Genomic DNA, 24,603 nt, shown 5'->3' with positions numbered 1-24,603 from the left:
TTCGGTTCACCTTCCTGAGGGTCGACCGCCGTACAGGCCGGCCGCCTGTGCGGTCAGCCGGAGCCGGTCGGTCTTCTTGTTGGTGTTCAGTGGGAACTTCTCGAGCCGGTGGTAGTGGCGCGGGATCATCTGCGGCGGCAGCTCCCGGGCCAGTCCCTCGCGCAGCTCGCGGGCTGAGCGCTCGGCGCCGAGGTAGAACGCCACCAGCTCGGTGCTGTGCCCCGACGGGACGCCGACGACGACCGCGTCCTCGACGTCGCCCGCGGTGCGCAGCGCGTGCTCGACCTCGGCGAGCTCCACCCGGTAGCCGTGCACCTGGACCTGGGAGTCGGTGCGGCCCAGGTAGAGCAGCTGGCCGTCGGGCAGCCGGCGTACCCGGTCCCCGGTGCGGTACCACAGCGCCCCGTCGCGCTCGAGGTACTTGCCGCTGCCGTCCTGCGGGTCGAGGTAGCCGGCGCCCAGCTGGGGGCCGGACAGCCACAGCTCGCCCTCGGTGGCGCAGGGCTCGCCGGCGGCGTCGAGCAGCAGCTCGGCGTGGCCGTCGTGGAGGTGGCCGAGCGGCACCACCCCGTTGACGCCGAGGGCCGTGGAGACCTCGGGGTCCCAGCGGTGCCGGTGGGTGGTGATGCTCATCTCGGTGGGGCCGTACACGTTGATCACCGCGGAGCCGGGGGCGGCCTGCTGCCAGGCGTCGGTGTCGTCGTAGCGCAGCGCCTCCCCGCCGAAGTACGTCCAGCGCAGCCCCGGCATGCTGCCGGGAACGAGCCGGCCGGTGCGCCGGGCCAGGCCGATCACGCTGGGCGCGGAGAACCACACGGTGACGCCGTTGTCCGCGACCCAGGCCGGCAGGTTGGCGTACGCGCGGGCGGTGACGCACACCAGCGGGGCGCCGACGGCCCAGGCGCACCACAGGTCGGAGACCGCCGAGTCCCAGTTGAGGTTGGCGGCCTGGGAGAAGACGTCGGCCGCGGTGAAGTCGTACCACCGGTCCATCAGCCCGAAGTAGTGGGTGAGGTTGCCGTGGGTGAGCCGTACGCCCTTGGGCCGGCCGGTGGAGCCGGAGGTGAACAGCACATAGGCGACGTCCTCCGGGCCGGCGGGCCGGGGCGCGGTCAGCGCGGGCGCGTCGCCGGTGCCCTCGTGCGGGGCGAGCACGGTCAGGGCGGCCAGTTCGGGCGCCTCGGCGGTGAGTTCGCCGAGCCGGGCGGCGCCCTCCTCGTCGACGATCAGCGCGGAGACCTCGGCGGACCGCAGCATCGCCGCCAGCTTGGCGGCGGGGAAGTCGGCCAGCAGCGGCACCGCGGTGGTCCCGGCGTACAGGGCGGCGAGGATGCCGACGTACGACGTCACGGTGCGGCCGGCGAGGATGCTGACCGCCTTCGGCGGGCCGCCCGGTGCGGCCAGCAGCGCGCCGGCCCATTCCAGGGCGGCGCGGTGAGCCCCGGTGTAGTCGAGGGTGTCCCGCCCCACCCGTATCGCCACACCGTCCGGGGACTTTCCGAGTCCCCGCAGGAACCGGGCGTGGAGCGCGTTATCCGTCAGCTCGTACATGCCATTCCTCCCACTGTCCGCCTTTTCCTCACGCGTATCGGTGATGATTCCACCGGCAACTCACCAGATTCCGGAGTGCATTGACACGGGCCTCGCCCGACCGCATCATCTCTGATATGTCAGAGAAGAATTCCGCTGCCGGACAGGCGGCACAGACAACCGCCGGATGGGACTCGGAGTTCGAGTCCATCCTCCGCCCCTACCTGCCGTTCCTCGCGGCAGACAGTCCGCTGGCCGACGACGCCGACCTGCCCGGACTCGGTCTGGACTCGGTCGGCTCGGTCGAATTGATGGCCACCCTGGAAAACGCGTACTCGGTGCGCTTCCTGGACGACGCACTCACCCTGGAGAATTTCGCCAGCCCGCATCTGGTCTGGCACACGCTCAAGGAAAAGACGGAACCGGACACCTGATTTCCCCCGTCCATCCGTCCCCGATTCCCCCGCCCACCCGCCCTGATTGCCCGGCCGGAGGCTGCAGCCCTCCGTGCCGGGCAGCGGACGTTATTCGGCCAGCCGCATCATGCTCTCCTCGATCCGGTCGAGGTTCTTGCGGACGTGCGGAAGCGCGAGCGGATCCGCCGCGTCGAGGGCCTGCTGCTGCTCCTCCGTAGTGTCGCCGTAGAGCATGCTGGTGGCCATCTTGAAGCGCAGCGCCTTCCAGTCGTCGCCCAGATGGTGGCCGGCCAGCACGACCACGCCGAACCGGTCGAGGATGGAGCGGGCCAGCGTCGGCGAGTCCGTCACGCCGTGCCCGGTGAGCTTCTCGCGCAGCGGCTCGAAGTCGGGGTAGACGTAGAACGCGCCGGTGGGCGGCCGGACCTCGGCCCCGGCCGCCACGCAGAACCGGTACACCTCGCGGGCCACGATGCCGTGCAGCCGGGCGCTGGCGCGCATCCGGTCGCGTACGTCCTGCGGCTCGGCGAAGCCGTACTCGGCGACCTCCTGCATCGGCTGGGCCAGCGTGGACCACACCTCGCTGGCCGCGGAGGCGACGCCCTCGCGGAGCATCTCGCCCCACGGCCCCTCGGGGAAGCGGGCCATGCCGATCCGCCAGCCGCCCAGCGACAGGCTCTTGCTCAGCCCGGTGGTGATCACGGTCCGGTCGGGGGCGACCTCCGCCGGGCTGAGGAAGGGCGTGTCCGGGTCGTGCAGGACGTCCCGGTAGATCTCGTCGGAGACGATCAGCAGACCGTGCTCCTCGGCGATCTCGCACAGCCGCACGACGGTCCGCGGGGTGACCGTGGTGCCGGTCGGGTTGTCCGGGAGGGTCAGCACGATCATCCGGGGGTCGTGGCCGAGCATCCGCGCCGCGGAGATGTGCTCCAGCAGCAGGTCCGGGTCCGGCACGCCGCCGCACTCCGCCGGGATGGGCACCGCGATGGCCTTCTTCCCGGCGAGGTTCGCCTGCGGCACATAGGTGTTCCAGGCCGGCCGGGGCAGCAGCACGTCGCCGGGCACCACCAGGTTGATCGCCATCAGCAGCGGTTTGCTGCCCGGCGCCACCACTATCTGCTCCGGTGCGGTGGGCAGTCCGCGCCGCTCGAAGTAGCCCGCGCCGGCCGCCAGTACGGACGGGCTGCCGGCCACCGGACCGTAGCCGTTGCGTACCGCGCCGGCGGTGAGCCTGGCCATCAGCGGCTCGAAGGGAGGCAGCCGGGACTCGCCGAAGCCCAGGTGGAGCAGGGGCTCGCCGGCCTTCTGCCGCTCCGCCACGAGCTGGTTGAGCGCCAGGTTCGGCGACATCCGCATGTCGATCATGACTGGCTCCTCATCGTGGGGACGGCCTCGGCCGTCCAGGCCGGCCCGGCGATCGCCTCGGCGATGGCGGCGGGGGTCGCCGGGTCCAGGTGCAGATCGTCGAGCCAGGCGGCGGCCGGGTCGTACAGGGCCCGGAACGGGCGGCCGACCAGTGCGGGGTCGCGGGCCTGCAGCATGCGCAGCCGGAAGAACCGGCCCCGGTCGTCCTCCTCCACGCCGTCGACCACGACCTTGCCGGGGGTCGCCGACATCACGGGGCCGCGTACCGTCCGGGCGAGGCCGGGCAGCACCCGGTAGGCGGCGTGGAAGAGCTCCACGGCGCGGGCGAGCGGCACCTTGAAGTAGTCGTACGGGCCGGTGTCGCGCTCGACGAACATGTAGTACGGCACGGCCCCGGCGGCGAGTTCGGCGCGCCACAGCCGGGCCAGCACCGCGGCGTCGTCGTTCACCCGGGCGATCAGCGGGGCCTGGCAGTACACCACGGCGCCGGTGGAGCGGATCCGGGCCAGCGCCCGCCGGGCCGGCTCGGGCTCCAGCTCGCGCGGGTGGCTGAAGTGGGCCATGACCGCCAGATTGCGGCCGGAGGCGACGATCTCCTCGAACAGCCGCAGCAGGTCGTCCGCGTCGGAGTCGCTGGTGTAGCGCTGCGGCCAGTAGGCCACCGACTTGGTGCCGATCCTGATGGTGCGTACCGACTCCACCGACAGCAGCGGCTCCAGATGGCTGCGCAGCCGTTGCGTCGCCATGATCATCGGGTCGCCGCCGGTGACCAGCACGTCGCTGACGCCGGGGTGGCGGGCCAGATACTGCAGCAGCTCGTCCGGGCCGGGCGCGGCGAAGCGCAGATCGGCGTCGCCGACGAACTGCGCCCAGCGGAAGCAGTAGGTGCAGTAGGCGTGGCAGGTCTGGCCCTGGCTGGGGAAGTACAGCACCGTCTCGTGGTACTTGTGCTGCATCCCGGGCAGCTCGCGGCCGTCCTGCACGGGGACGTTGAGCTCCTTCTGGCCCGAGGGGTGCGGGTTGAGCCGCCCGCGTATCCGGGCCACCTGGGTGCGCAGCCCGGCCTTGGTGCCGGGGTCCGCCGAGAGGGCGGCCAGGGCGCGCTCGTCGCTCTCGACGAGCATGCCGCGCTGCGGGAAGACGAGCTGGAACATCGGGTCGCCGGGGATGTCCGTCCAGTCGATCAGCTCGGAGAGCACGTACTCGTTGACCCGGAAGGGCAGTACGTGCGACGCCAGCCGTACCGCCTCGGTCACCTCCGCCGGCAGCCCGTACCGGGCCGCGATCTCGTCGAGCTGCCGGGGCCCGTAAGCACGAAAGCGCATTGCGCCGACCGCGTCGGTCAGCAGCAGGGACGACATATGTACCTTCTTCCAGGGTCCGTGAGTACCTGCGCTCTTCGCGCGTCGCCGCGCTGGGCCGGGTGCGGGGTCCGGCGTTCCCCAGGCTAGGGAGCCGCCTGTGGGGCCGGACCCCGGACCGGACCCCTAACTCGGGGCTCGGGGGTGGGGGGTAGCCCGTCGCCTCACACCGCCTCTGTCTCCTGTCTGGCCTCGGCCTTCGCCGCCCGCTCGCGGTCGCTGCCGACCGAGCGCAGCGCGCGCAGCGAGAACAGCGCGGCCAGGACCATGACCGCCGCGCCCACCCAGGAGACGCCGTGGACCTCCGCGGTGAACGCCTCCCGGGCGGCCTCGACGAGGGCCCGGGCGGCCGGCTCGGGGAGGTTCTCGGAGGCCGCGAGCGCGCCGCCGATGGTCTCGCGCGCCGGATCCAGCGCCTCGGCCGGCACCCCGGCGGGCGCGTCGAGTTCCGCGCTGTTGCGGTACACGGCGGCGCCCAGCGCACCGAGCGCGGCGATGCCGAGGGCGCCGCCGAACTCCTGGCCGGTCTGCAGCAGCGCCGAGGCGGAACCGGCCCGGTCGGGCGGCGCCTGGCCGACGACGAGCTCGGTGACGAGCGTGAGCACGGGGGTGACGCCGAAGGCGATCGCGATGATGCCGATCAGCATCACGGCCAGCCCGTCGTGCACCGGCACCCGGGTCAGCAGCAGCAGCGCGAGCGCGGCGATGGTGAACCCGCCGGCGATGATGTAGGCGGGCCTCACGGTCCGTACGAGCACGGTCGCCAGCGGCACCGCGGCGCCCACGGCGACGGTGCCGGGCAGGGTCCACAGGGCGGACTCGAGCGCGCTCTTGCCGAGCACGGACTGCAGATACTGGGTGCTGAACAGGGAGTAGCCGACCAGCATGAACGAGGCCAGCACGTTGGCCGTCACCGCGGAGCCGAAGACCCCTCCCCGGAACAGCCCGACGTCGATCATCGGATGGGCGTTGGTGAGCTGCCGCCGTACGAACAGCGGCACGAACGCCAGGCCCACGGCGACCGAGACCACGGGCGCGAGGGCGATCCCGTCGACGGCGATCTTCTTGAAGCCGTAGATCACCGGCAGCACCGCGGCCAGCGAGATCACCGCGCTGAACAGGTCGAAGCGTCCCGCCGCCGGCGTCCTGAACTCCGGCAGCAGCACCGGCGCGAGGACCAGCAGCAGCACCATCACGGGCACGTTGATGAGGAACACCGACCCCCACCAGAACCAGTGCAGCAGCACCCCGCTCACCACGGGACCCAGCGCCGCACCGGCGGCCATGCCGGTGGACCAGACCGCGACGGCGGTGCGCCGCTGGGTCTGGTCGTGGAAGAGGTTGCGGATCAGCGCGAGCGTCGAGGGCATGAGGGTGGCGCCGCCCAGCCCCTGCAGGGCCCGCGCGACGATGACGGTCTCCGGGTTGCCGGCGTAGGCGGCGGCCAGCGAGCCGAGGCCGAAGACGACCGCGCCGATGAGCAGCAGCCGGCGCCGGCCGATGCGGTCGCCGAGTACGCCCGCGGTGATGAGGAGGCCGGCCAGCACGAAGCCGTAGATGTCCGCGAGCCACAGCTGCTGGTCGCCGGTGGGGCGCAGGTCCGCGCTGATGGTGGGGAGAGCGAAGTAGAGGATGGTCAGGTCCATCGAGACGAGCAGGACGGGCAGGAGCAGGACGCCGAGGGCGAGCCACTCCTTCCGGCCCGCTGTCGGCTCCGGCGCGCCGTCCCGGGCCTGTGGTGCGGTGGTCATGGGACGTCTCCTTGTGTCATGTGGGGGACTGCCGCCGCGCGTACGCGACGGTGGGGGCACGTCGCGCGTACGCCCGGGTGGGGGCGGGATGTCGGGCATACGTCACGACGGTCACCGTGGTAGCGGGGCGGCCTTGTGCGCCGGTTGTGCGTGGGCGTGATCCGGCCGCCGGTCCCCGCGGGTCAGCCGCTGTTCCCCGTGATCCGCGCCAGCAGCTGGCGCCGGTCGGTCTTGCCGTTGGCGGTGACGGGGATGCCGGGGATCAGATGGACACGGCGCGGCACCATGTAGGCGGGCAGGGCCTGCTTGCAGAAGGTGCTGAGCAGGTTCTCGTCGAGGTCGGCGTCCTGCACCGGGACGACGAACGCGGTGAGTTCGGGGTCGTCGCCCTCGGCCGTGCTGACCACGGCGGCCGCGGCCTCCACGCCGGGGAACTCGGCGAGGCGGCGCTCGATCTCGCCCAGCTCCACCCGGTTGCCGCGGATCTTCACCTGCAGGTCGGCGCGGCCCGCGAAGTACAGCTCGCCGTGGTGGCCCCGGTACGCCAGGTCGCCCGACTTGTAGACCGGCTGGCCGGACTCGGGGCACAGCGGGTCGGGCACCAGCGCGGCGCGGGTCGCCTGCGGGTCGTCCCAGTAGCCGGTGAAGAGCGAGGGGCCGCGGAAGTGGATCTCGCCGACGTCGCCGGGCTCCTGAACGACCTGGCCGTTGTCGTCGACCAGCAGGATCTCGGCCCCGGGGTAGGGGTAGCCGATGGAGACGGTCCCGGTGCCCTCCGCCACCGGGTACGGCACCTCGGTGAGGGAGAAGGCCATCGCCTCGGTGGGGCCGAAGCAGTTGACGACCCGCACCCCGGGCAGCAGGCCCTGCAGCGCGCGCAGCTCGGGCAGCGGGAACGCCTCACCGGAGTACAGCACGCCGCGGATCTGCCCGGACAGCGCCGCCAGCCGCGCCGCCTCGTGCCGCAGCATCCCCCGCCACACCGACGGCACGCCGTCCACCTGGGTGGCGCCGGTGTCGGCGAGGTAGCGCACCAGACGCCGCGGCCAGTGCACCAGTTCCCGCGGTACGGGGATGAGCAGCGCGCCACTGCCGAGGGCGAGGCCGATGTCGAGCAGGGCGAAGTCGAACTGCAGCGGGGAGCAGGTCGCCAGCCGGTCCTCGGAGGTGATGATCTGCGAGGCCAGCATGCCCCGGTAGAAGGAGAGCACCCCGCGGTGGCTCATCACCACGCCCTTGGGCCGGCCGGTGGTGCCCGAGGTGAAGATCATGTACGCCGGGTCGGTACCGACCGAGATCCGCCGCCGGCGCTGCTTGGCGGGGGCGGCCCGGTCCACCGTGATCCCGCCGGGGCCGAAGCGCACCAGGGCGACACCGTCGCGGATGCCGGTGCGCTTGCCGTCCTCCCGCTGGGCGTGCAGCGCGGGCTTCGCCGCGTCGATGATCGCCGCCAGCCGCTGGTCGGGCACCTCGGGGCTGACCGGGATGAAGGTCAGGCCGAGCATGGAGCAGGCCAGCAGCAGCCCCACGGCCGGCCCCGAGGTGTCGGACTCGATGATCACCCGGTCGCCGATGTCCAGGCCGAGGCCGTCCAGCGCGACGGCGTAGTCGTGGGTCCTGCGCAGGAGTTCGCCGTAGGAGAGGACGCGTGGCACCCCCGCCTCGCCGGGCTCGATGACGGCCGGCGAGTCGGGCGCCTCCCGGGCGGCCGCCAGCAGGAACTCGTGCATCCGCTGGGCGGAGTCGTGCCCGGTGACGGGGCGTGTTCGGGTCGGGATCACGGGAGTTCCACCTCTGTTCGTAGGGCTGACAGCCAGTCGTCGATGACGGCGGCCGTGGTGTCGACGTCCTGCTCGGCGATGGTGAAGTGGGTGCCGGGCACCGTGACGACGGTGGCGTCGCCGTCCCAGTCGGCCTGCCAGTCGTCCCCGGTGCCGGCCGGGTCGCCCGCCACGCCGGTCTGCTCCTCCGCGGCGCCGGGGTCCGCGCCCTCGCCGAACTGGAACATGTCACCGGCCCGCACGAAGAACACCGGCGCGGCGATCTCCTGCTGCCGGTACTGCGGCAGCAGCTCGACGTACCGGCCCATGGCGGACAGCTCGGCGCTGCTGAACGCGCCCAGCGTGTTGCCCTTCTCCCGCACGGCCAGCGCCATCTGGTCGAAGATGGCGTCGTTGGCGGGGCCCATCCGGTACGTGTCCACCAGCACCAGGCCCGCGGGGGCCACCCCGTGTTCGCGCTCCAGCCGGGCGACGGTGGCGTGGGCCAGCAGCCCGCCGGAGGAGAACCCGAGCACCGCGAACGGCTCGCCCTGGGCCGTCTCCAGCACGGCCCGGGCCAGCACGTCGACCGCCGCGTCGAACGACTCCGGCAGCGCCTCGCCCCGGCCGAAGCCCGGCGTCGGCAGACCCCACGCCGGGACGGAGAGCCGGGCGGCGAGCCGGGCGTGCTGGTGCACGCCGCCGGCGACGGTGGGGGTACTGAGGCAGATCAGCCGGGGGCCGGCCGGGGCGCCGCCGTCCCGCTGGGCGGTGCCGTAACCGACGGCCTGCGGCAGCCGGTCCAGGTCCGCCGCGGCGGTGAAGGCGGGCCGGATCGCGGCGACCGAGCGCAGCATGGCCAGGCCCGGCTGCACGTGCCCGGCCAGGATCGCGTCGAGGAACAGCTGGTACAGCGTGTCCTCGCCGCCTCCCTGGGCGGTGCCTGACGTCTCGGCGGGCGCGCTGTCGTCGGCGAGCCGCTCGGCGACCAGCCGGGCGAACTCGGCCGGGCTGCCGCTGTCGAAGACGACCATGGCGGGCAGCGAGAGACCGGCCGCCGTGTTGATCCGGTTGCGCAGTTCGACCGCGGTGAGGGAGTCGAAGCCCGACTCCAGGAACCCGGCCGCGGGGTCCAGCGCGCCCGCGTCGGCGTAGCCGAGCACCTCGGCGGCCTGCGCGAGCACCACGGCCAGCACGGCCCGTTCGCGCCCGGCGGCGTCGAGCCCGCGCACCTCGGCGCGCAGCGACCCGGCCGGCGAACCGGCCGCCGCGGCGATCCGGCGCCGTGTGGCGGGGGCGAGACCGCGCAGCAGGGCGGGGATCTCGTCCGTACGGGCGCGCAGGGCCGCCGGGTCGGTGCGCAGCGGTGCGAAGGCCGCCGCGTCGGCGGCCACCGCCGCGTCGAAGAGCCACAGGCCCTCCTCCTCCGACAGCGGGGGCGTCCCCGCCCGCCGCAGCCGCTGCAGGTCCGCTTCGCCGAGCCACTGGCTGAGGCCGGTGTCGACGTCCCACAGACCGAAGGCCATCGCGGTGCCCGCCAGCCCGAGGGAACGGCGGTGCTGGGCCAGGGAGTCCAGGAAGGTGTTCGCGGCGGCGTAGTTGCCCTGCCCGGCGGCCATCACCTGCCCGCCGGCGGACGAGAACAGCGCGAACGCGGTCAGGTCCAGCCCGGCGGTCAGCTCGTGCAGATGCCAGGCGGCGTCGGCCTTCGCGGCGAGGACCCGATCCACCTGGTCCTCGGTGAGCGCGGCGACCAGCGCGTTGTGCGCGATGCCGGCCGCGTGCACCACACCGCGCAGGGGGTGCTCCGTACCGATGCCGTCGAGCAGTTCGGCGACCGCCCGCCGTTCGGACACGTCGCAGGCCGCGATGGTGACCTCGGCGCCGAGCGCGGCCAGTTCGTCGCGCAGCCCCGCCGCGCCGGGCGCGTCCGGACCGCGGCGGCTCGTCAGCAGCAGGTGCCGTACGCCGTGCCCGGTCACCAGATGCCGGGCGACGAGCGCGCCCAGACCGCCGGTGCCGCCGGTGATCAGGACGGTGCCGTCCGGGTCCCACGGCGCGGCCTCGCCAGCCGCCGCCGAGCGGGCCAGGCGGGGCACCAGCACGGTGTCGCGCCGCACCGCCGCCTCCGGCTCGCCGGAGGCGAGGGCCGCCGCGAAGGCCCGGGGGGACGCGGTGCCTTCGAGGTCCAGCAGCGCGAGGCGGTCCGGGTTCTCGGCCTGGGCCGCGCGCAGCAGACCCCAGACCGGCGCGTGGGTGACGTCGACGGGGGCGCGGTCGTCCACCGCCAGGGCGTTGCGGGTGACGACGATCAGCCGTGAGCGGGCGAACCGCTCGTCGGCCAGCCACTGCTGAACGGTCCGCAGCGTGGCCCCGGTCGCGGCCCGTACCCGGTCCGGCACCTCCGTGTCGGGCCCGTGCCCGACGGGCACCGGCCACACGACCACCTCGGGGACGTCGTCCGCCGGGAGCGCCGCCAGGTCGGGCACCACGGGGGCCCCGGGCACCTCGAGCCCGGGCCCCGCGATGATCCACGAGGCGGGCGGGGCGCCGTGCGCGGCGGGCTTCCACTCCACGGCCAGCAGGGAGTCGCGGTGTCCGCCGCCGCCCAGTTGCTCGGGCGCGACGGGACGCAGGAGAAGCGCGGCGACGGTCGCCACGGGATGCCCGGCCGGATCCGCCAGGTCGATCCGTACGGCGTTGCGCTGGCCCTCGGCGGGCGACAGCCGCACCCGCACCGCCGTGGCCCCGGCGGCGTGCAGGGTCACGCCGGACCAGGCGAACGGCAGCAGCGCCTGCCCCTGGTCCTCGTCGGCGCCGAGCCCGCCGAACCCGAGGGCGTGCATCGTCGCGTCCAGCAGCGCCGGATGCAGCCCGCACTCCGCCGCCTCGGCCTGCCCCTGCTCGGGCAGCGCGACCTCGGCGTACAGCGCGTCGCCGTGCCGCCAGGCGGCCCGCAGCCCCTGGAACACGGGGCCGTAGCCGAATCCGCGCTCGTGCAGCTGGTCGTAGAGCCCGTCCGCGTCGAGCGCGTCGGCGCCGGCCGGCGGCCACGCCTCGCCCAGACCGGCCCAGGGCCGCTCCTCGGCGGAACCGAGCACGCCTTCCGCGTGCTTGGTCCACGCCTCGTCGTGGTTCTGTTCGGGACGGTCGGGCCTGGAGTAGATCTGTACGGACCGGCGTCCCTGGTCGTCGGTCGCCCCGGCGAGCACCTGGAGGGCGGCGCCGCCGCGCTCGGGGAGGACGAGCGGGGCGTGCAGGGTCAGCTCCTCCAGCACGGGGCAGCCGGTCCGCTCCCCCGCCTGCAGGGCGAGTTCGACGAACCCCGTACCCGGCAGCAGGACACCGCCGTGCACGGCGTGGTCGGCGAGCCACGGCTGGGCGTCGAGGGACAGCCGTCCGGTGAAGGTGAGCGCGTCGGAGTCCGGCGCCGGCAGGACGGCCGCCAGGAGCGGGTGGCCGACCGTGGCCTGTCCGGTGGCGGCGATGTCGCCGGAGGACGTGGCCGGGTCGACCCAGTAGCGGGTGCGCTGGAAGGGATACGTCGGCAGGTCGACACGGCGCGCGCCGGCGTAGTACGCCGTCCAGTCCACGGGGGCGCCGGTGACGTGCAGTTCAGCGAGTGCGGTCAGCAGGGCCTGGGGCTCGGGGCGGTCCTTGCGTGCGGCCGCCGCGGCGACGGTGATGTCCTCGGGCTCGAGGTTCTGCTGGAGCAGGCCGGTGAGGATGCCGTCGGGGCCGAGCTCCAGGAAGCGGGTGACGCCCTGGGCCTTGAGGGTCTGTACGGCGTCGGCGAAGCGGACCGCCTCACGGACCTGGTTGACCCAGTACTCGGGCGAGGTCCAGGCGGTCGTCTGCTCGCCGGTGACCGTCGAGACGCAGGTCAGGCGGGGCTCGGCGAAAGTCACCGATTCCGCGACCGCCGCGAAGTCCTTGAGCATCGGCTCCATCAGCGGCGAGTGGAAGGCGTGCGAGACCTTCAGCCGCGTCGCCTTGCGACCCTGCGCCTTGAAGTGCTCACCGATCGCCAGCGCTTCGGCCTCGTCGCCCGAAACGACCACCGAGGTCGGGCTGTTGACCGCGGCCAGCGACACGGCATCGGTGAGCAGGGGCCGTACCTCATCCTCACTCGCCTGTACGGCGACCATCGCCCCACCGGCCGGCAGGGCCTGCATCAGCCGACCACGAGCCGCGACGAGACGGGCCGCGTCCTCCAGGGTCATCACCCCGGCCACGTACGCCGCGGCCAGCTCGCCGATCGAGTGACCGGCCACCGCGTCCGCCCGTACACCCCACGACTCGACAAGTCGCCAAAGTGCCACCTCGAAAGCGAACAGCGCAGGCTGCGTGAAGCCGGTCCCCTCCAGCACGGAGGCATCCTCACCCCACACCACATCCCGCAACGGCCGCTCGAGGTGCGGGTCGATCGCCGCGGCCACCTCGTCGAAGGCGTGGGCAAAGGCGGGGAAGGTCTCACACAGCTCCCGGCCCATGCCGAGACGCTGCGCGCCCTGTCCCGTGAACAGCACCGCCGTCCGACCCGTCCGCTCGCTGACGCCCTGCACCACGGCGGGCGCGTTGCGCCCCTGTGCCAGTGCGGTGAGTCCCAGGAGCAGCGACTGCCGGTCCGTGCCCAGTACGCAGGCGCGGTGGTTGAACGCGGTTCGCGTGGCAGCGAGCGACAGGCCCGTGTCCGCCGGGGCGTCGTCCGTCCGCGCGGCGTGTGCGAGGAGGCGTTCCGCGAGGTCCGTCAGCGCCTCCGGCGACTTGGCGGAGAGCACCCACGGGATCACGGCGGGGTCGTCCGTCGCGGTGGCGGGAGCGGGCTGCCCGTCGGTGGGCGCCTCTTCGACGATCACGTGCGCGTTGGTCCCGCTGATGCCGAACGAGGAGACGCCCGCCCGGCGCGGCCGGTCCGCCCGGTCCGGCCAGGGCTGCGCCTCGGTGAGCAGCCGGACCTCGCCGGCCTCCCAGTCGACCTGGTCCGAGGGCGCGTCCACGTGCAGCGTGCGGGGCAGCACCCCGTGGCGTATCGCCTCGACCATCTTGATCACACCGGCGACGCCGGCCGCGGCCTGGCAGTGGCCCATGTTGGACTTCACCGAACCGAGCCACAGCGGATCGCCGTCGTCCCGGTCGCGGCCGTAGGTGGCCAGCAGCGCCTGCGCCTCGATGGGGTCGCCCAGCGTGGTGCCGGTGCCGTGGGCCTCCACCGCGTCCACGTCGGCCGTGGTCAGGCCGCCGTTGGCGAGGGCCGCGCGGATCACCCGCTGCTGGGAGGGCCCGTTGGGGGCGGTCATGCCGTTGGAGGCGCCGTCCTGGTTGAGCGCCGAGCCGCGGACGAGCGCCAGGACCGGGTGTCCGTTGGCGCGGGCGTCCGACAGTCGTTCCAGGAGCAGGACGCCGGCGCCCTCGCCCCAGGCCACGCCGTCGGCGGCGGCGGCGAAGGACTTGGCGCGGCCGTCGGGTGCGAGACCGCGCTGACGGCTGAACTCGACGAACATGCCGGGCGTCCCCATCACCGCCACACCGCCCGCGAGCGCCAGCGTGCACTCGCCGGAACGCAGCGCCTGGGCGGCCATGTGCAGCGCCACCAGCGACGACGAGCACGCCGTGTCGACGGTGACGGAGGGCCCTTCCAGGCCGAGGGTGTAGGAGGTGCGGCCGGAGACCAGGCTGCCGCCGGTGCTGGCCGCGGCCTCCACCCCGAGGGCGTAGTCGTGGTACATCAGCCCGGCGTAGACCCCGGTCCGGCTGCCCTTGAGCGCGGCCGGGTCGATGCCCGCGCGCTCCACGGCCTCCCAGGAGACCTCCAGCAGCAGCCGCTGCTGCGGGTCCATCATCAGCGCCTCGTTGGGCGAGATGCCGAAGAAGCGGGCGTCGAAGTCGGCGGCGTCGTACAGGAATCCGCCGCGGCGGACGTACGTCTTGCCGGGCGTGCCCGGCTCCGGGTCGTACACCTCGGGGAGCCAGCCGCGGTCCTCGGGGAAGTCGCCGATGGCGTCGACGCCGTCGGCGACCAGCCGCCACAGGTCCTCGGGCGTGGTGACGCCGCCCGGGTAGCGGCAGGCCATGCCGACGATCGCGATGGGGTCGTCGCCGGCGGGCCGGGCGCCCGCGGCGGGCTGGACCCGGGCCGGGGCGGCGGTCTCCCCGCCGGCGAGCTCCTCGGCGATATGGGCGGCGACGGCCTCGGCGCTCGGGTAGTCGAAGATGAGCGTGGCGGGCAGCCGCAGCCCGGTGACGGCGCCGAGCTGGTTGCGCAGCTCGACCGCGGCGAGCGAGTCGAAGCCCAGCTCGCTGAAGGCCCGTTCGGGTTCGACGGCGTCGCTGGAGGCGTGGCCCAGGACCGCGGCGACCTGGGCGCACACCAGCTCCTGCAGGGCGGCCGTGCGTTCCTGCGGGCCGAGGCCCGCGAGCTGTTCGGCCAGCCCGGTGGCCGCGGCGGCGGTGTGCGCCGCGCGCCGCAGCGGTGCGCGTACGAGGCTGCGCAGCAGCGACGGGATCTGCCCGCCGCGGCCGCGCAGCACCCCGGCGTCCACGCGCAGGGGGATGGAAGCGGGATGCCGGGAGCGAAGGGAGGCGTCGAACAGGGCGAGCCCGAGGTCCGGCGGGAGCGCGGGCAGGCCCTGTGCGGCCATGCGCTGCTCGGCCAGGCCGAGCCGCGTGGTCATTCCGGTGTTCATGCCCCACAGCCCGAAGGCCATGGCGGTGGCGGGCAGTCCGGCGGCGTGCCGGTGCTGCGCGAGGGCGTCGAGGAAGACGTTCGCGGCGGCGTAGTTGCCCTGGCCGGCGGCCAGTACGAGACCGCCGGCGGAGGAGAACATGGCGAACGCCGTCAGGTCCAGCCCGCGGGTGAGTTCGTGCAGGTGCCATGCGGCGTCGGCCTTCGGTGCGAGGACGGCCGCCATCCGCTCGGGTGTCAGCGCGCCGACCACACCGTTGTCGGCGACGCCCGCGACGTGGACGACGGCCCGCAGTGCGGGGGTGATCCCGTCCAGGAGGTCCGCGACCGCCTGCCGGTCGGACACGTCGCAGGCGGCGACGGTGACCTCGGCGCCGAGCGCGCCCAGTTCGTCGCGTACGTCGGCGGCGCCGGGTGCGTCGAGACCGCGGCGGCTGGTGAGGAGCAGATGGCGTACGCCGTGCTCCCGCACGAGGTGCCGGGCCACGAGCGCGCCGAGCCCTCCGGTGCCGCCGGTGATGAGGACGGTGCCGTCCGGGTCGAAGGGCATGTCGTCCAGCTCGTCCGGCAGTTGGAGCCGGGCCAGCCTGGGTACGAACAGCTGCCCGTCGCGTACGGCGGTCTCGGGCTCTCCGGAGGCGAGGGCGGCGGCGACGTCTCCGTCGGTGTCGACCAGTACGAACCGGCCCGGGTTCTCGGCCTGCGCGGCGCGCAGCAGTCCCCAGACGGGTGCCTGCCGTACGTCCACGTCCTCGCCGTCGACGGCCGCCACGGCACCCCGGGTCACCACGGCGAGCGTGGCCTGCGCGAAGCGCTCCTCGTCCAGCCACTGCTGTACGACGGCCAGCACCCGGTCCGCCAACTCGCGGACGGCCTGCGGTACGTCGTCCCCCTCGGGCGCGTAGTCGAGGACGACGACGCCCTCCACCGGCCCGTCCGCGGGCAGCCGGTCCCATGCGGTGTGGGGCGAGCCGGCACCCTCCGGTGCAGGCAGCGCCTGCCAGGCGATCCGGTACAGCGAGTCGGCGCCGGGCGCGGTGCTGAGCTGCTCCTGCGACACGGGCCGGCCGACCACGGCGCCGACCGTGGCGACGGGCGCCCCGGTGGCGTCGGCGACCTGCAGCGACAGGCTCTCCTGCGTCGGCTGGGTGATCCGCACGCGGACGGCGGGCGCACCACTGGCGTGCAGGGACACCTCCCGCCACACGAACGGCAGCACGGTCTCGTCCCCGCCGGTGCCGTCGACCAGCGCGGCGTGCATCGAGGCGTCGAGCAGCGCCGGGTGCAGGCCGAACCGCTCGGCCTCGCCGTGCTCGGATTCGGGCAGCGCGACCTCGGCGTACAGCGCGTCGCCGTGCCGCCAGGCCGCCTTCAGCGCCTGGAAGACCGGGCCGTAGCCGAAGCCCCGCTCGGCCAGCGTCGGGTAACCGTCGGTGAGGTCCAGCGGGGTGGCCCCGGCGGGCGGCCAGGCGGTCAGGTCGGCGGCCTCGAGCGCCGGGGCGGAGGGGGCGAGCACGCCGTCGGCGTGCAGGGTCCAGGGCAGATCGGGCTGGTCCTCCGGACGGGAGTAGACGCTGACCGACCGGCGGGAGGTGCCGTCGGCGGGACCGACCACGACCTGGACGACCGCCGCGCCCCGACCTTGCAGGATCAGCGGCGCCTGGAGGGCGAGTTCCTCGACCACCGGGCAGTCGACCTGGTCACCGGCGCGGATCGCCAGCTCGACGAAGCCGGTGCCTGGGAGCAGCACGTTGCCGAGCACCTCGTGGTCGGCGACCCAGGGGTGGCTGCCGGTCGCGAGCCGTCCGGTGAAGGTGACCACGTCGGTGTCCGGGGAGGGCACGACGGCCCCGAGCAGCGGATGCCCGGCGTCGGTGAGACCGGCGGCGGCCATGCTGCTCCCGGCGCCGATCCAGGAGTTGGCCAGGTACTCCTCGGTGTCGACCCAGTAGCGCGTGTGCTGGAAGGCGTACGTCGGCAGGTCGATCCGGCGGGCGCCGGTGTCCTCGTAGTACGCGGACCAGTCGACGGGCGTGCCGGTGACGTGGAGTTGGGCGAGGGCCGCGACGAGGGCCTGCGGTTCGGGGCGGTCCTTGCGGGCCGCCGCCGTGGCGACGGTGATGTCCTCGGGGTCGAGGATCTGCTGGACCAGGCCGGTCAGGATGCCGTCGGGGCCCAGCTCGAGGAACCGGGTCACTCCCAGGGCGTGCAGGCTGGTCACGGCGTCGGTGAAGCGGACCGCCTCGCGGACCTGGTTCACCCAGTAGGTGGGCGAGGTCCACTCGGCTGGCTGTCCGGTGACCGTGGAGACGCACGTCAGGCGCGGCTCGGCGAAGGTCACCGACTCGGCGACGGCCGCGAAGTCGGCCAGCATCGGCTCCATCAGCGGGGAGTGGAAGGCGTGCGAGACCTTCAACCTCGTCGTCTTCCGCCCAAGTGCCTTGAAGTGCTCCCCGATCGCCAGCGCTTCGTCCTCGTCGCCGGAAACGACCACCGAGGTCGGGCTGTTGACGGCCGCCAGCGAGACGGCATCAGCGAGCAGGGGCCGTACCTCGTCCTCACTCGCCTGCACCGCGACCATCGCCCCACCGGTCGGCAGGGCCTGCATCAGCCGCCCGCGAGCCGCCACCAGACGCGCCGCGTCCTCCAGCGACAGGACCCCCGCCACATGCGCGGCCGCGAGTTCGCCGATCGAGTGACCGGCCACCGCGTCCGCCCGTACACCCCACGACTCGACAAGTCGCCAAAGCGCCACCTCGAAAGCGAACAACGCAGGCTGCGTGAACCCCGTGCCCTCCAGCACGGCCGGGTCCTCACCCCACACGACCTCCAGCAGCGGCCGCTCCAGGTGCGCGTCCAGCGCCGTCGCGACCTCCACGAACGCCTGGGCGAAGGCCGGGAACGCCGCACACAGCTCCCGGCCCATCCCCAGTCGCTGCGCACCCTGCCCGGTGAACAGCGCCGCCGTCCGGCCACCGGCGACAACCCGACCGGTGACCGCGTTCGCAGCCGGGTCACCGGCAGCCAGCGCCGCCAGTGTCTCCGCCCCGCCGTCGAGCACCACGGCCCGGTACTCCATCGCCACCCGCGACGTCGCCAGCGAGTAGCCCAGGTCCAGCGGCGCGCACTCCCCCGCCACCGGCACCAGCCGTCCCGCCTGGCCGGCCAGCCCGGCGGCCGACTTCGCCGACACGAGCAGCGGAACCAGCGCCGGCTCCGGCTTGTCGTCCGAAGACGGCGCAGGCTCCGCGGAGATGCCCTCGATGATCACGTGCGCGTTCGTTCCGCTGATCCCGAAGGACGAGATGCCGAACCGCCGCGGACGTCCGTCAGTCTCCCACGCGCGCGCCTCGGTCAGCAGCCGTACGTCTCCCGCCGTCCAGTCCACCTGCGTACTCGGCGTCCCGGAGTGCAGGGAGGGCGGCATGGTGCCGTGCCGCATCGCCATGACCATCTTGATGATCCCCGCGGCCCCGGCGGCGGCCTGCGTGTGCCCGATGTTCGACTTGATCGACCCGAGCCACAGCGGCTTCTCCGGCTCGCGCCCCTGGCCGTACGTCGCCAGCAGCGCCTGTGCCTCGATCGGATCGCCGAGCGTGGTGCCGGTCCCGTGGGCCTCGACGGCGTCCACGTCAGCCGTGGTCAGTCCGGCGTCCGCGAGCGCGGCCCGGATGACCCGCTGCTGCGAGGGGCCGTTGGGAGCAGTGAGGCCGTTGGACGCGCCGTCCTGGTTAAGGGCCGAGCCACGGACGACCGCCAGCACCGGATGCCCGTTCGCCCGGGCGTCCGACAGCCGCTCAAGCAGCAGCAGGCCGACGCCCTCGCCCCAGCCCGTACCGTCCGCCTCCGCGCTGAAGGACCGGCACCGGCCGTCCGGCGACAGGCCGCGCTGGCGGCTGAACTCGACGAAGACCTCCGGCGTCGCCATGATCGCGACGCCGCCGGCCAGGGCCAGCGAGCACTCGCCGGTCCGCAGCGCCTGCGCGGCCATGTGCAGTGCCACCAGCGAGGACGAGCACGCCGTGTCGATGGTGACGGCCGGTCCCTCCAGGCCGAAGACATAGCTCACCCGACCGGAGGCGATGGCGCCGGTGCTGTTGTTGGCGGCGTAGTCGTGGTACATCATCCCGGCGTACAGCCCGGTGGCGCTGCCGCGCAGGGTCTCGGGGTCGATGCCGGCCCGCTCGAACGCCTCCCAGGCGGCCTCCAGCAGCAGGAACTGCTGCGGGTCCATGATCGACGCCTCGTTGGGGCTGATTCCGAAGAAGGCCGGGTCGAACTCGCCCGCCTCGTGCAGGAATCCGCCTTCGCGGGCGTACGTGGTGTGCGGGCGTTCGCCGGTCGGGTCGTAGACGCGGTCCAGGTCCCAGCCGCGGTTCTCCGGGAAGCCGGAGATGCCGTCCACGCCGTCGGCGACCAGCCGCCACAGGTCCTCGGGTGAGCTGACGCCGCCCGGGTAGCGGCACGACATGGCGACGATGGCGATCGGGTCGTCGTCGGTGGCGGTGCGGGTACGGACGGCGGGTCCGCCGACCGTCGCCGCCGAGTCGAAGAGCTCGTCCAGCAGATGGCGGGCGAGCGCGCGCGGCGAGGGGTAGTCGAAGGCGAGGGTCGCGGGCAGGCGTACGCCGGCGGCGGCGCTCACGGCGTTGCGGAACTCGACGGCGGAGAGCGAGTCGAAGCCCAGTTCGCTGAAGGCGCGGTCGGCGTCGACGGCGTCGCTGCCGGCGTAGCCGAGCGTGGCGGCGACCTGTCCCCGTACCAGCGCGAGGAGTTCGGCGAGCCGCTCGTCGTGGTCGAGCCCGGCCAGCCGCTCCCGCAGCGCGCCCGCCTCGGCCGCCCCGTGGGCGGCGGCCTGGGCGCGCCGGGTGGGCCGCGGGCGTACCAGTCCCCGGAACAGCGGGGGCAGGTCGTCCCCGGCCTGGGCGAGGATCGCGGTGTCGAGGCGAATGGGGACGACGAGCGCGCTGTCGCAGGACAGCGCGAGGTCGAAGAGGCCGAGGCCGTGGTCGGCGGTGAGCGGCTCGATGCCGGTGCGGCTCATCCGCTGCAGGTCCGCCTCGCTGAGGGTGCCGGCCATACCGTCCGCCCACAGGCCCCAGGCCAGGGACTGGGCGGGCTGACCGTGCCCGCGGCGGTGCGCGGCCAGGCCGTCGAGGAGGGCGTTGGCGGCGCCGTAGTTGGCCTGGCCGGGGGCGCCGAGCACACCGGTGGCGGAGGAGAACAGCACGAAGGCGGCGAGCGGCAGCTCCCGCGTCAGCTCGTGCAGGTGCAGCGCCGTGTCCGCCTTGGCGCGCAGCACGCCGTGCAGCCGCTCGGGGGTGAGGTCGGCGAGCAGGACGTCGTCGAGTACGCCGGCGAGGTGGACGACCCCCGTCAGGGGTACGCCGTCGACGGCCGCCGCGAGCGCGGCCCGGTCGGCGGTGTCGCACGCGTCGAGGGTGACCTCGGCGCCGGCCGCCCGCAGTTCGGCGGCCAGTTCGGCGGCGCCGGGGGCGTCGGGTCCGCGCCGGGAGAGCAGCAGCAGGCTGCGTACGCCGTGCTCGGCGACCAGACGGTGGGCGACGAGCCGGCCGAGCGTTCCCGTACCGCCGGTGAGGAGGACCGTGCCGTCGCCGAAGGACGGCGTCACCCGCTGGTCGGGGTCGTCGGCGAGGCGGACCAGGCGGGCGCCGAAGGCGGCGGAGCCGCGCACGGCGACCTGCGGTTCGCCGGTGGCCGCCGCGAGTGCCGCCGCCTCGGGGCGGTCCACGTCGGCCTGGACGAGGCGGTCGGGGTGCTCCAGCTGGGCGGAGCGCACCAGGCCCCACACCGCGGCGCCGGCCAGATCGTCGGGCACCTCGCCGGGGAGGGCGACGGCGCCCCGGGTGGCGACGAGCAGGGTGCGGCCCGCGTAGCGCTCCTCGGCCAGCCAGGCGCGCAGGACGCCGAGCACGCGCTCGGTCGTGGCGTGCACGCCTGCCGCGTCGGCCGCGGGGGCGCAGTGCAGGACGACGGTGTCCGGGACGGGGCCGTCGGCCGGGAGGCTGTCCCAGTCCACGAGACCGGCAGCCCCCTCGACGGCGGGCAGTTCGTTCCACACGACGCTGAACAGCGACTCGTGGGCGGCGGCCGCGGCGAGCTGCTTCGTGTTCACCTCGCGCATCGCCAGCGAGCCGACGCCGAGCACGGGCTGCCCCGTCTCGTCGTACACGTCGAGGGCGATCTCCCCCGGCCCGCCGGGTGAGATGCGCACCCGCAGCCGGCCCGCGCCGCCCGCGTGCAGGCGTACGTGCGACCAGGAGAAGGGCAGCACCGGGCCCTCGGCGCCGGTGAAGACGTCGGTGAACACGGCGGCGTGCAGGGAGGCGTCGAGGAGCGCGGGGTGCATGCCGTAGGCGTCGGCCCCGCCCGACTCGGGGAGCACGACCTCGGCGCACACGTCCTGTCCCGCCCGCCAGGCGCGGGTCAGACCGCGGAAGACGGGGCCGTACGGGAGGCCGGCCTCGGCGAGGACGTCGTACACGCCCTCGGCGGGCAGGGGTTCCGCGCCGGCGGGGGGCCAGCTGCCGGACAGGGCCTGGGGCGCGGCCCGGTCGGCCGCGAGGGTGCCGTGCGCGTGCAGCGTCCACGGCTGGTCCGGCTGGGACTCGGGCCGCGAGTGCACCCCCACCTGGCGGCGGCCGTCGGCGTCCGCCGGTCCCACCTCGACCTGGATGGAGACGGCACCGCGCTCGGGCAGCACGAGCGGCGCCTGCAGGGTCAGCTCCTCCAGCAGCTCGCAGCCGACCTGGTCACCGGCCCGGATGGCCAGCTCGACGAAGCCCGTGCCGGGGAACACCACGGCCTCGCCGACCCGGTGGTCGGCGAGCCAGCGCTGCGCGTGGAGCGCCAGCCGTCCGGTCAGCACCACCCCGCCGGACTCGGCGAGGCTCACCACGGCGCCGAGCAGGGGGTGTTCGGCGGCAGCCAGGCCGGCGGCGGAGAGGTCGCCGGGCGCGCCGTTGCCCTCGACCCAGTAGCGGCGGCGCTGGAAGGCGTAGGTCGGCAGGTCGACACGGCGGGCGCCGGTGCCTTCGTAGTACGCGGACCAGTCGACGGGGACGCCGCACACGTGGAGCTGGGCGAGGGCGCTGATCGCGGCCTCGGTCTCGGGGCGGTCCTTGCGGACGGCGGCTACGGCCACGACGTCCTGGTCGAGGATCTGCTGGACCAGGCCGGTGAGGATGCCGTCGGGGCCGAGCTCCAGGAAGCGGGTGACGCCCTGGGCCTTGAGCGTCTGTACGGCGTCGGCGAAGCGGACAGCCTCACGGACCTGGTTCACCCAGTACGACGGCGAGGTCCACTCGGCTGGCTGTCCGGTGACCGTCGACACGCAGGTCAGGCGGGGCTCGGCGAAGGTCACCGACTCGGCGACCGCCGCGAACTCGGCCAGCATCGGCTCCATCAGCGGCGAGTGGAACGCGTGCGAGACCTTCAGCCGCGTCGCCTTGCGGCCCTGCGCCTTGAAGTGCTCCCCGATCGCCAGCGCCCGTGCCTCGTCGCCCGAAACGACCACGGATGTGGGGCTGTTGACGGCCGCCAGCGAGACGGCATCGGTGAGCAGGGGCCGTACCTCGTCCTCACTCGCCTGTACGGCGACCATCGCGCCACCGGCGGGCAGGGCTTGCATCAGCCGACCGCGAGCGGCGACGAGACGCGCAGCGTCCTCCAGCGACAGGACACCCGCCACATGCGCGGCCGCGAGTTCGCCGATGGAGTGACCGGCCACCGCGTCCGCCCGTACACCCCACGACTCGGCAAGTCGCCAAAGCGCCACCTCGAACGCGAACAGCGCAGGCTGCGTGAACCCCGTGCCCTCCAGCACGGAAGCGTCCTCACCCCACACCACATCCCGCAACGGCCGCTCCAGATGCGCATCCAGAGCGAGACACACCTCATCGAAGGCAGCCGCGAAGACCGGGAAGGTCTCGCACAGCTCCCGCCCCATCCCCAACCGCTGCGCACCCTGCCCGGTGAACAGCGCCGCCGTCCGGCCCTTGCCCGCCGTCCCCCGTACCACCGACGGGTCCAGTTCACCCGCCGCCAGCCGTGCCAGGCCCGCGAGGCCGGACTCCGTGTCGGCGGCCAGGACCACGGCGCGCTGCTCCATCGCGGCGCGCGAAGTGGCCAGGGAGTACGCCACGTCGAGCGCGTCGGCGTCGGCGTCCACGTCCGCGAGCAGCCGCCCCGCCTGTGCCCGCAGCGCGTCCGCGCCGCGCCCGGAGACCGGCAAGAGCTGCAGCGGCCGGCTCGGCGCCGAGGGAGCGGCGGCGTCGGCCGCCTCGTCCTCGACCGCCGAGGTCTCCTCGATGATGATGTGCGCGTTCGTCCCGCTCACCCCGAACGACGACACACCGGCCCGGCGTGGCTCCTCGCCGCGCGGCCAGGGCCGGTCCTCGGTGAGCAGCCGGACCTGGCCGGCGCTCCAGTCGACGTGGCTGGAGGGGGTGTCCACGTGCAGCGTCCTGGGCATATGGCCGTGCCGCAGCGCCATGACGGTCTTGATGATGCCGCTGACGCCCGCCGCGGCCTGGGCGTGTCCGATGTTGGACTTGACGGATCCCAGCCACAGCGGGTTGTCCGCCTCGCGTCCCTGGCCGTACGTCGCCAGCAGCGCCTGCGCCTCGATCGGGTCGCCGAGGGTGGTGCCGGTGCCGTGGCCCTCGACCACGTCGATCTGGGTGGCGGAGATGCCGGCGTCGGCGAGTGCCTGGCGGATGACGCGCTGCTGGGCGCGGCCGTTGGGGGCGGTCAGGCCGTTGGAGGCGCCGTCCTGGTTGACGGCGGAGCCGGTGACGACGGCGAGGACGGGGTGCCCGTTGCGGCGGGCGTCGGAGAGCCGTTCCAGCAAGAGCATGCCGGCGCCCTCGGACCAGCCGGTGCCGTCGGCGGCGTCGGCGAACGCCTTGCAGCGGCCGTCGGGCGCGAGACCGCGCTGCTTGCTGAAGGCGACGAACGGGGAGGGGGTGGCCATCACCATCACACCGCCCGCCAGGGCGAGCGTGCACTCGCGGCGGCGCAGGGCCTGCGCGGCGAGGTGCAGCGACACCAGCGAGGAGGAGCAGGCGGTGTCGATGGTGACGGCGGGTCCCTCCAGGCCCAGGAGATAGGAGATCCGGCCGGAGATCACGGCGGCGGCGTTGGCCGTGGTCATGTACGCCTCGGCGATCTCGCCGGCGGCGCCGGTCAGATACTCGTAGTCCTGGATGCCGGAGCCCGCGAACACGCCGACGGACTTGCCGCGCAGCGCGTCGGGGTCGATGCCGGCCCGCTCCACCGCCTCCCAGGAGATCTCCAGCAGCAGCCGCTGCTGGGGGTCCATGGTGAGCGCCTCGTTCGGGGAGATCCCGAAGAAGCCGGCGTCGAAGTCGGCGGCCTCGTGGACGAAGCCGCCGGAGGCGACGTAGCTGCTGCCGGTGTCCGCGTCGCCCGACAGGGCGCCGATGTCCCAGCCGCGGTCGGTGGGGAAGCCGGTGATGGCGTCGCGTCCCTCCGCGACGAGCCGCCACAGCGCCTCGGGGGTGTCGACGCCGCCCGGGTAGCGGCAGCTCATCGCGACGATGGCGATGGGCTCGTGGTCCTGGTTCTCGACCTCCTGCAGCCGGCGACGGGTCTGGTGCAGGTCGGCGGTGACGCGCTTGAGGTAGTCGAGGAGCCGGTCGTCGTTGGCCATCTTGTCCCACCGTGTCGATGTGTCGTCTGCTGGTCGTGGCG

6 protein-coding genes and 1 pseudogene are annotated in these 24,603 nt (G+C 74.1%); 1 reads left to right on the top strand and 6 read right to left on the bottom strand.

All coding sequences use genetic code 11. The features are described 5' to 3' along the window. Positions 1–6: 6 nt before the first annotated feature. Positions 7–1,551: an AMP-binding protein gene (locus AB0M28_RS25875; protein ID WP_365409549.1), complete on the bottom strand. Its 1,545-nt coding sequence runs from the start codon at positions 1,549–1,551 to the stop codon at positions 7–9. 116 nt (positions 1,552–1,667) lie between these two features. Here AB0M28_RS25875 and AB0M28_RS25870 point away from each other — a divergent pair, with 116 nt between their 5' ends. Next, positions 1,668–1,964: a phosphopantetheine-binding protein gene (locus tag AB0M28_RS25870; protein ID WP_365409546.1), complete on the top strand. Its 297-nt coding sequence runs from the start codon at positions 1,668–1,670 to the stop codon at positions 1,962–1,964. 90 nt (positions 1,965–2,054) lie between these two features. Here the strand turns inward: AB0M28_RS25870 and AB0M28_RS25865 are convergent, their stop codons facing one another. The 5 genes and pseudogenes from AB0M28_RS25865 to AB0M28_RS25845 form a co-directional block, all read right to left on the bottom strand. After that, on the bottom strand, positions 2,055–3,311 hold the full coding sequence (locus AB0M28_RS25865) for a pyridoxal phosphate-dependent aminotransferase (RefSeq protein WP_365409543.1): 1,257 nt from the start codon (positions 3,309–3,311) through the stop codon (positions 2,055–2,057). Continuing rightward, positions 3,308–4,672, bottom strand: a complete 1,365-nt coding sequence (locus AB0M28_RS25860) for a lysine 2,3-aminomutase (RefSeq protein WP_365409540.1) — start codon at positions 4,670–4,672, stop codon at positions 3,308–3,310. Before AB0M28_RS25860 ends, AB0M28_RS25865 begins: the two co-directional genes overlap by 4 nt. 164 nt (positions 4,673–4,836) lie before the next feature. Beyond that, positions 4,837–6,423, bottom strand: coding sequence for an MFS transporter (locus tag AB0M28_RS25855; RefSeq protein ID WP_365409537.1), 1,587 nt, complete (start codon positions 6,421–6,423; stop codon positions 4,837–4,839). 182 nt (positions 6,424–6,605) lie between these two features. Then, positions 6,606–8,204 carry an AMP-binding protein gene (locus AB0M28_RS25850; RefSeq protein WP_365409534.1) on the bottom strand — a complete coding sequence of 533 codons (1,599 nt, stop codon included), beginning with the start codon at positions 8,202–8,204 and terminating at the stop codon, positions 6,606–6,608. Next, a pseudogene (locus AB0M28_RS25845) lies at positions 8,201–24,544 on the bottom strand (type I polyketide synthase); the annotation flags it as partial. The pseudogene AB0M28_RS25845 and the gene AB0M28_RS25850, both read right to left, overlap by 4 nt. Positions 24,545–24,603: the final 59 nt, after the last annotated feature.

Origin of the sequence: Streptomyces sp. NPDC051940, assembly GCF_040680895.1 — a bacterium.
Classification (GTDB): Bacteria; Actinomycetota; Actinomycetes; order Streptomycetales; family Streptomycetaceae; genus Streptomyces.
This window is presented reverse-complemented; position numbering and strand designations above follow the sequence as displayed.

Excerpts from the sequence above, each read along its gene's own strand:
- AB0M28_RS25875 (WP_365409549.1), bottom strand. The coding sequence starts at position 1,551 with ATGTACGAGCTGACGGATAACGCGCTCCACGCCCGGTTCCTGCGGGGA.
- AB0M28_RS25860 (WP_365409540.1), bottom strand. The coding sequence starts at position 4,672 with ATGTCGTCCCTGCTGCTGACCGACGCGGTCGGCGCAATGCGCTTTCGT.
- AB0M28_RS25865 (WP_365409543.1), bottom strand. The coding sequence starts at position 3,311 with ATGATCGACATGCGGATGTCGCCGAACCTGGCGCTCAACCAGCTCGTG.
- AB0M28_RS25870 (WP_365409546.1), top strand. The coding sequence starts at position 1,668 with ATGTCAGAGAAGAATTCCGCTGCCGGACAGGCGGCACAGACAACCGCC.
- AB0M28_RS25855 (WP_365409537.1), bottom strand. The coding sequence starts at position 6,423 with ATGACCACCGCACCACAGGCCCGGGACGGCGCGCCGGAGCCGACAGCG.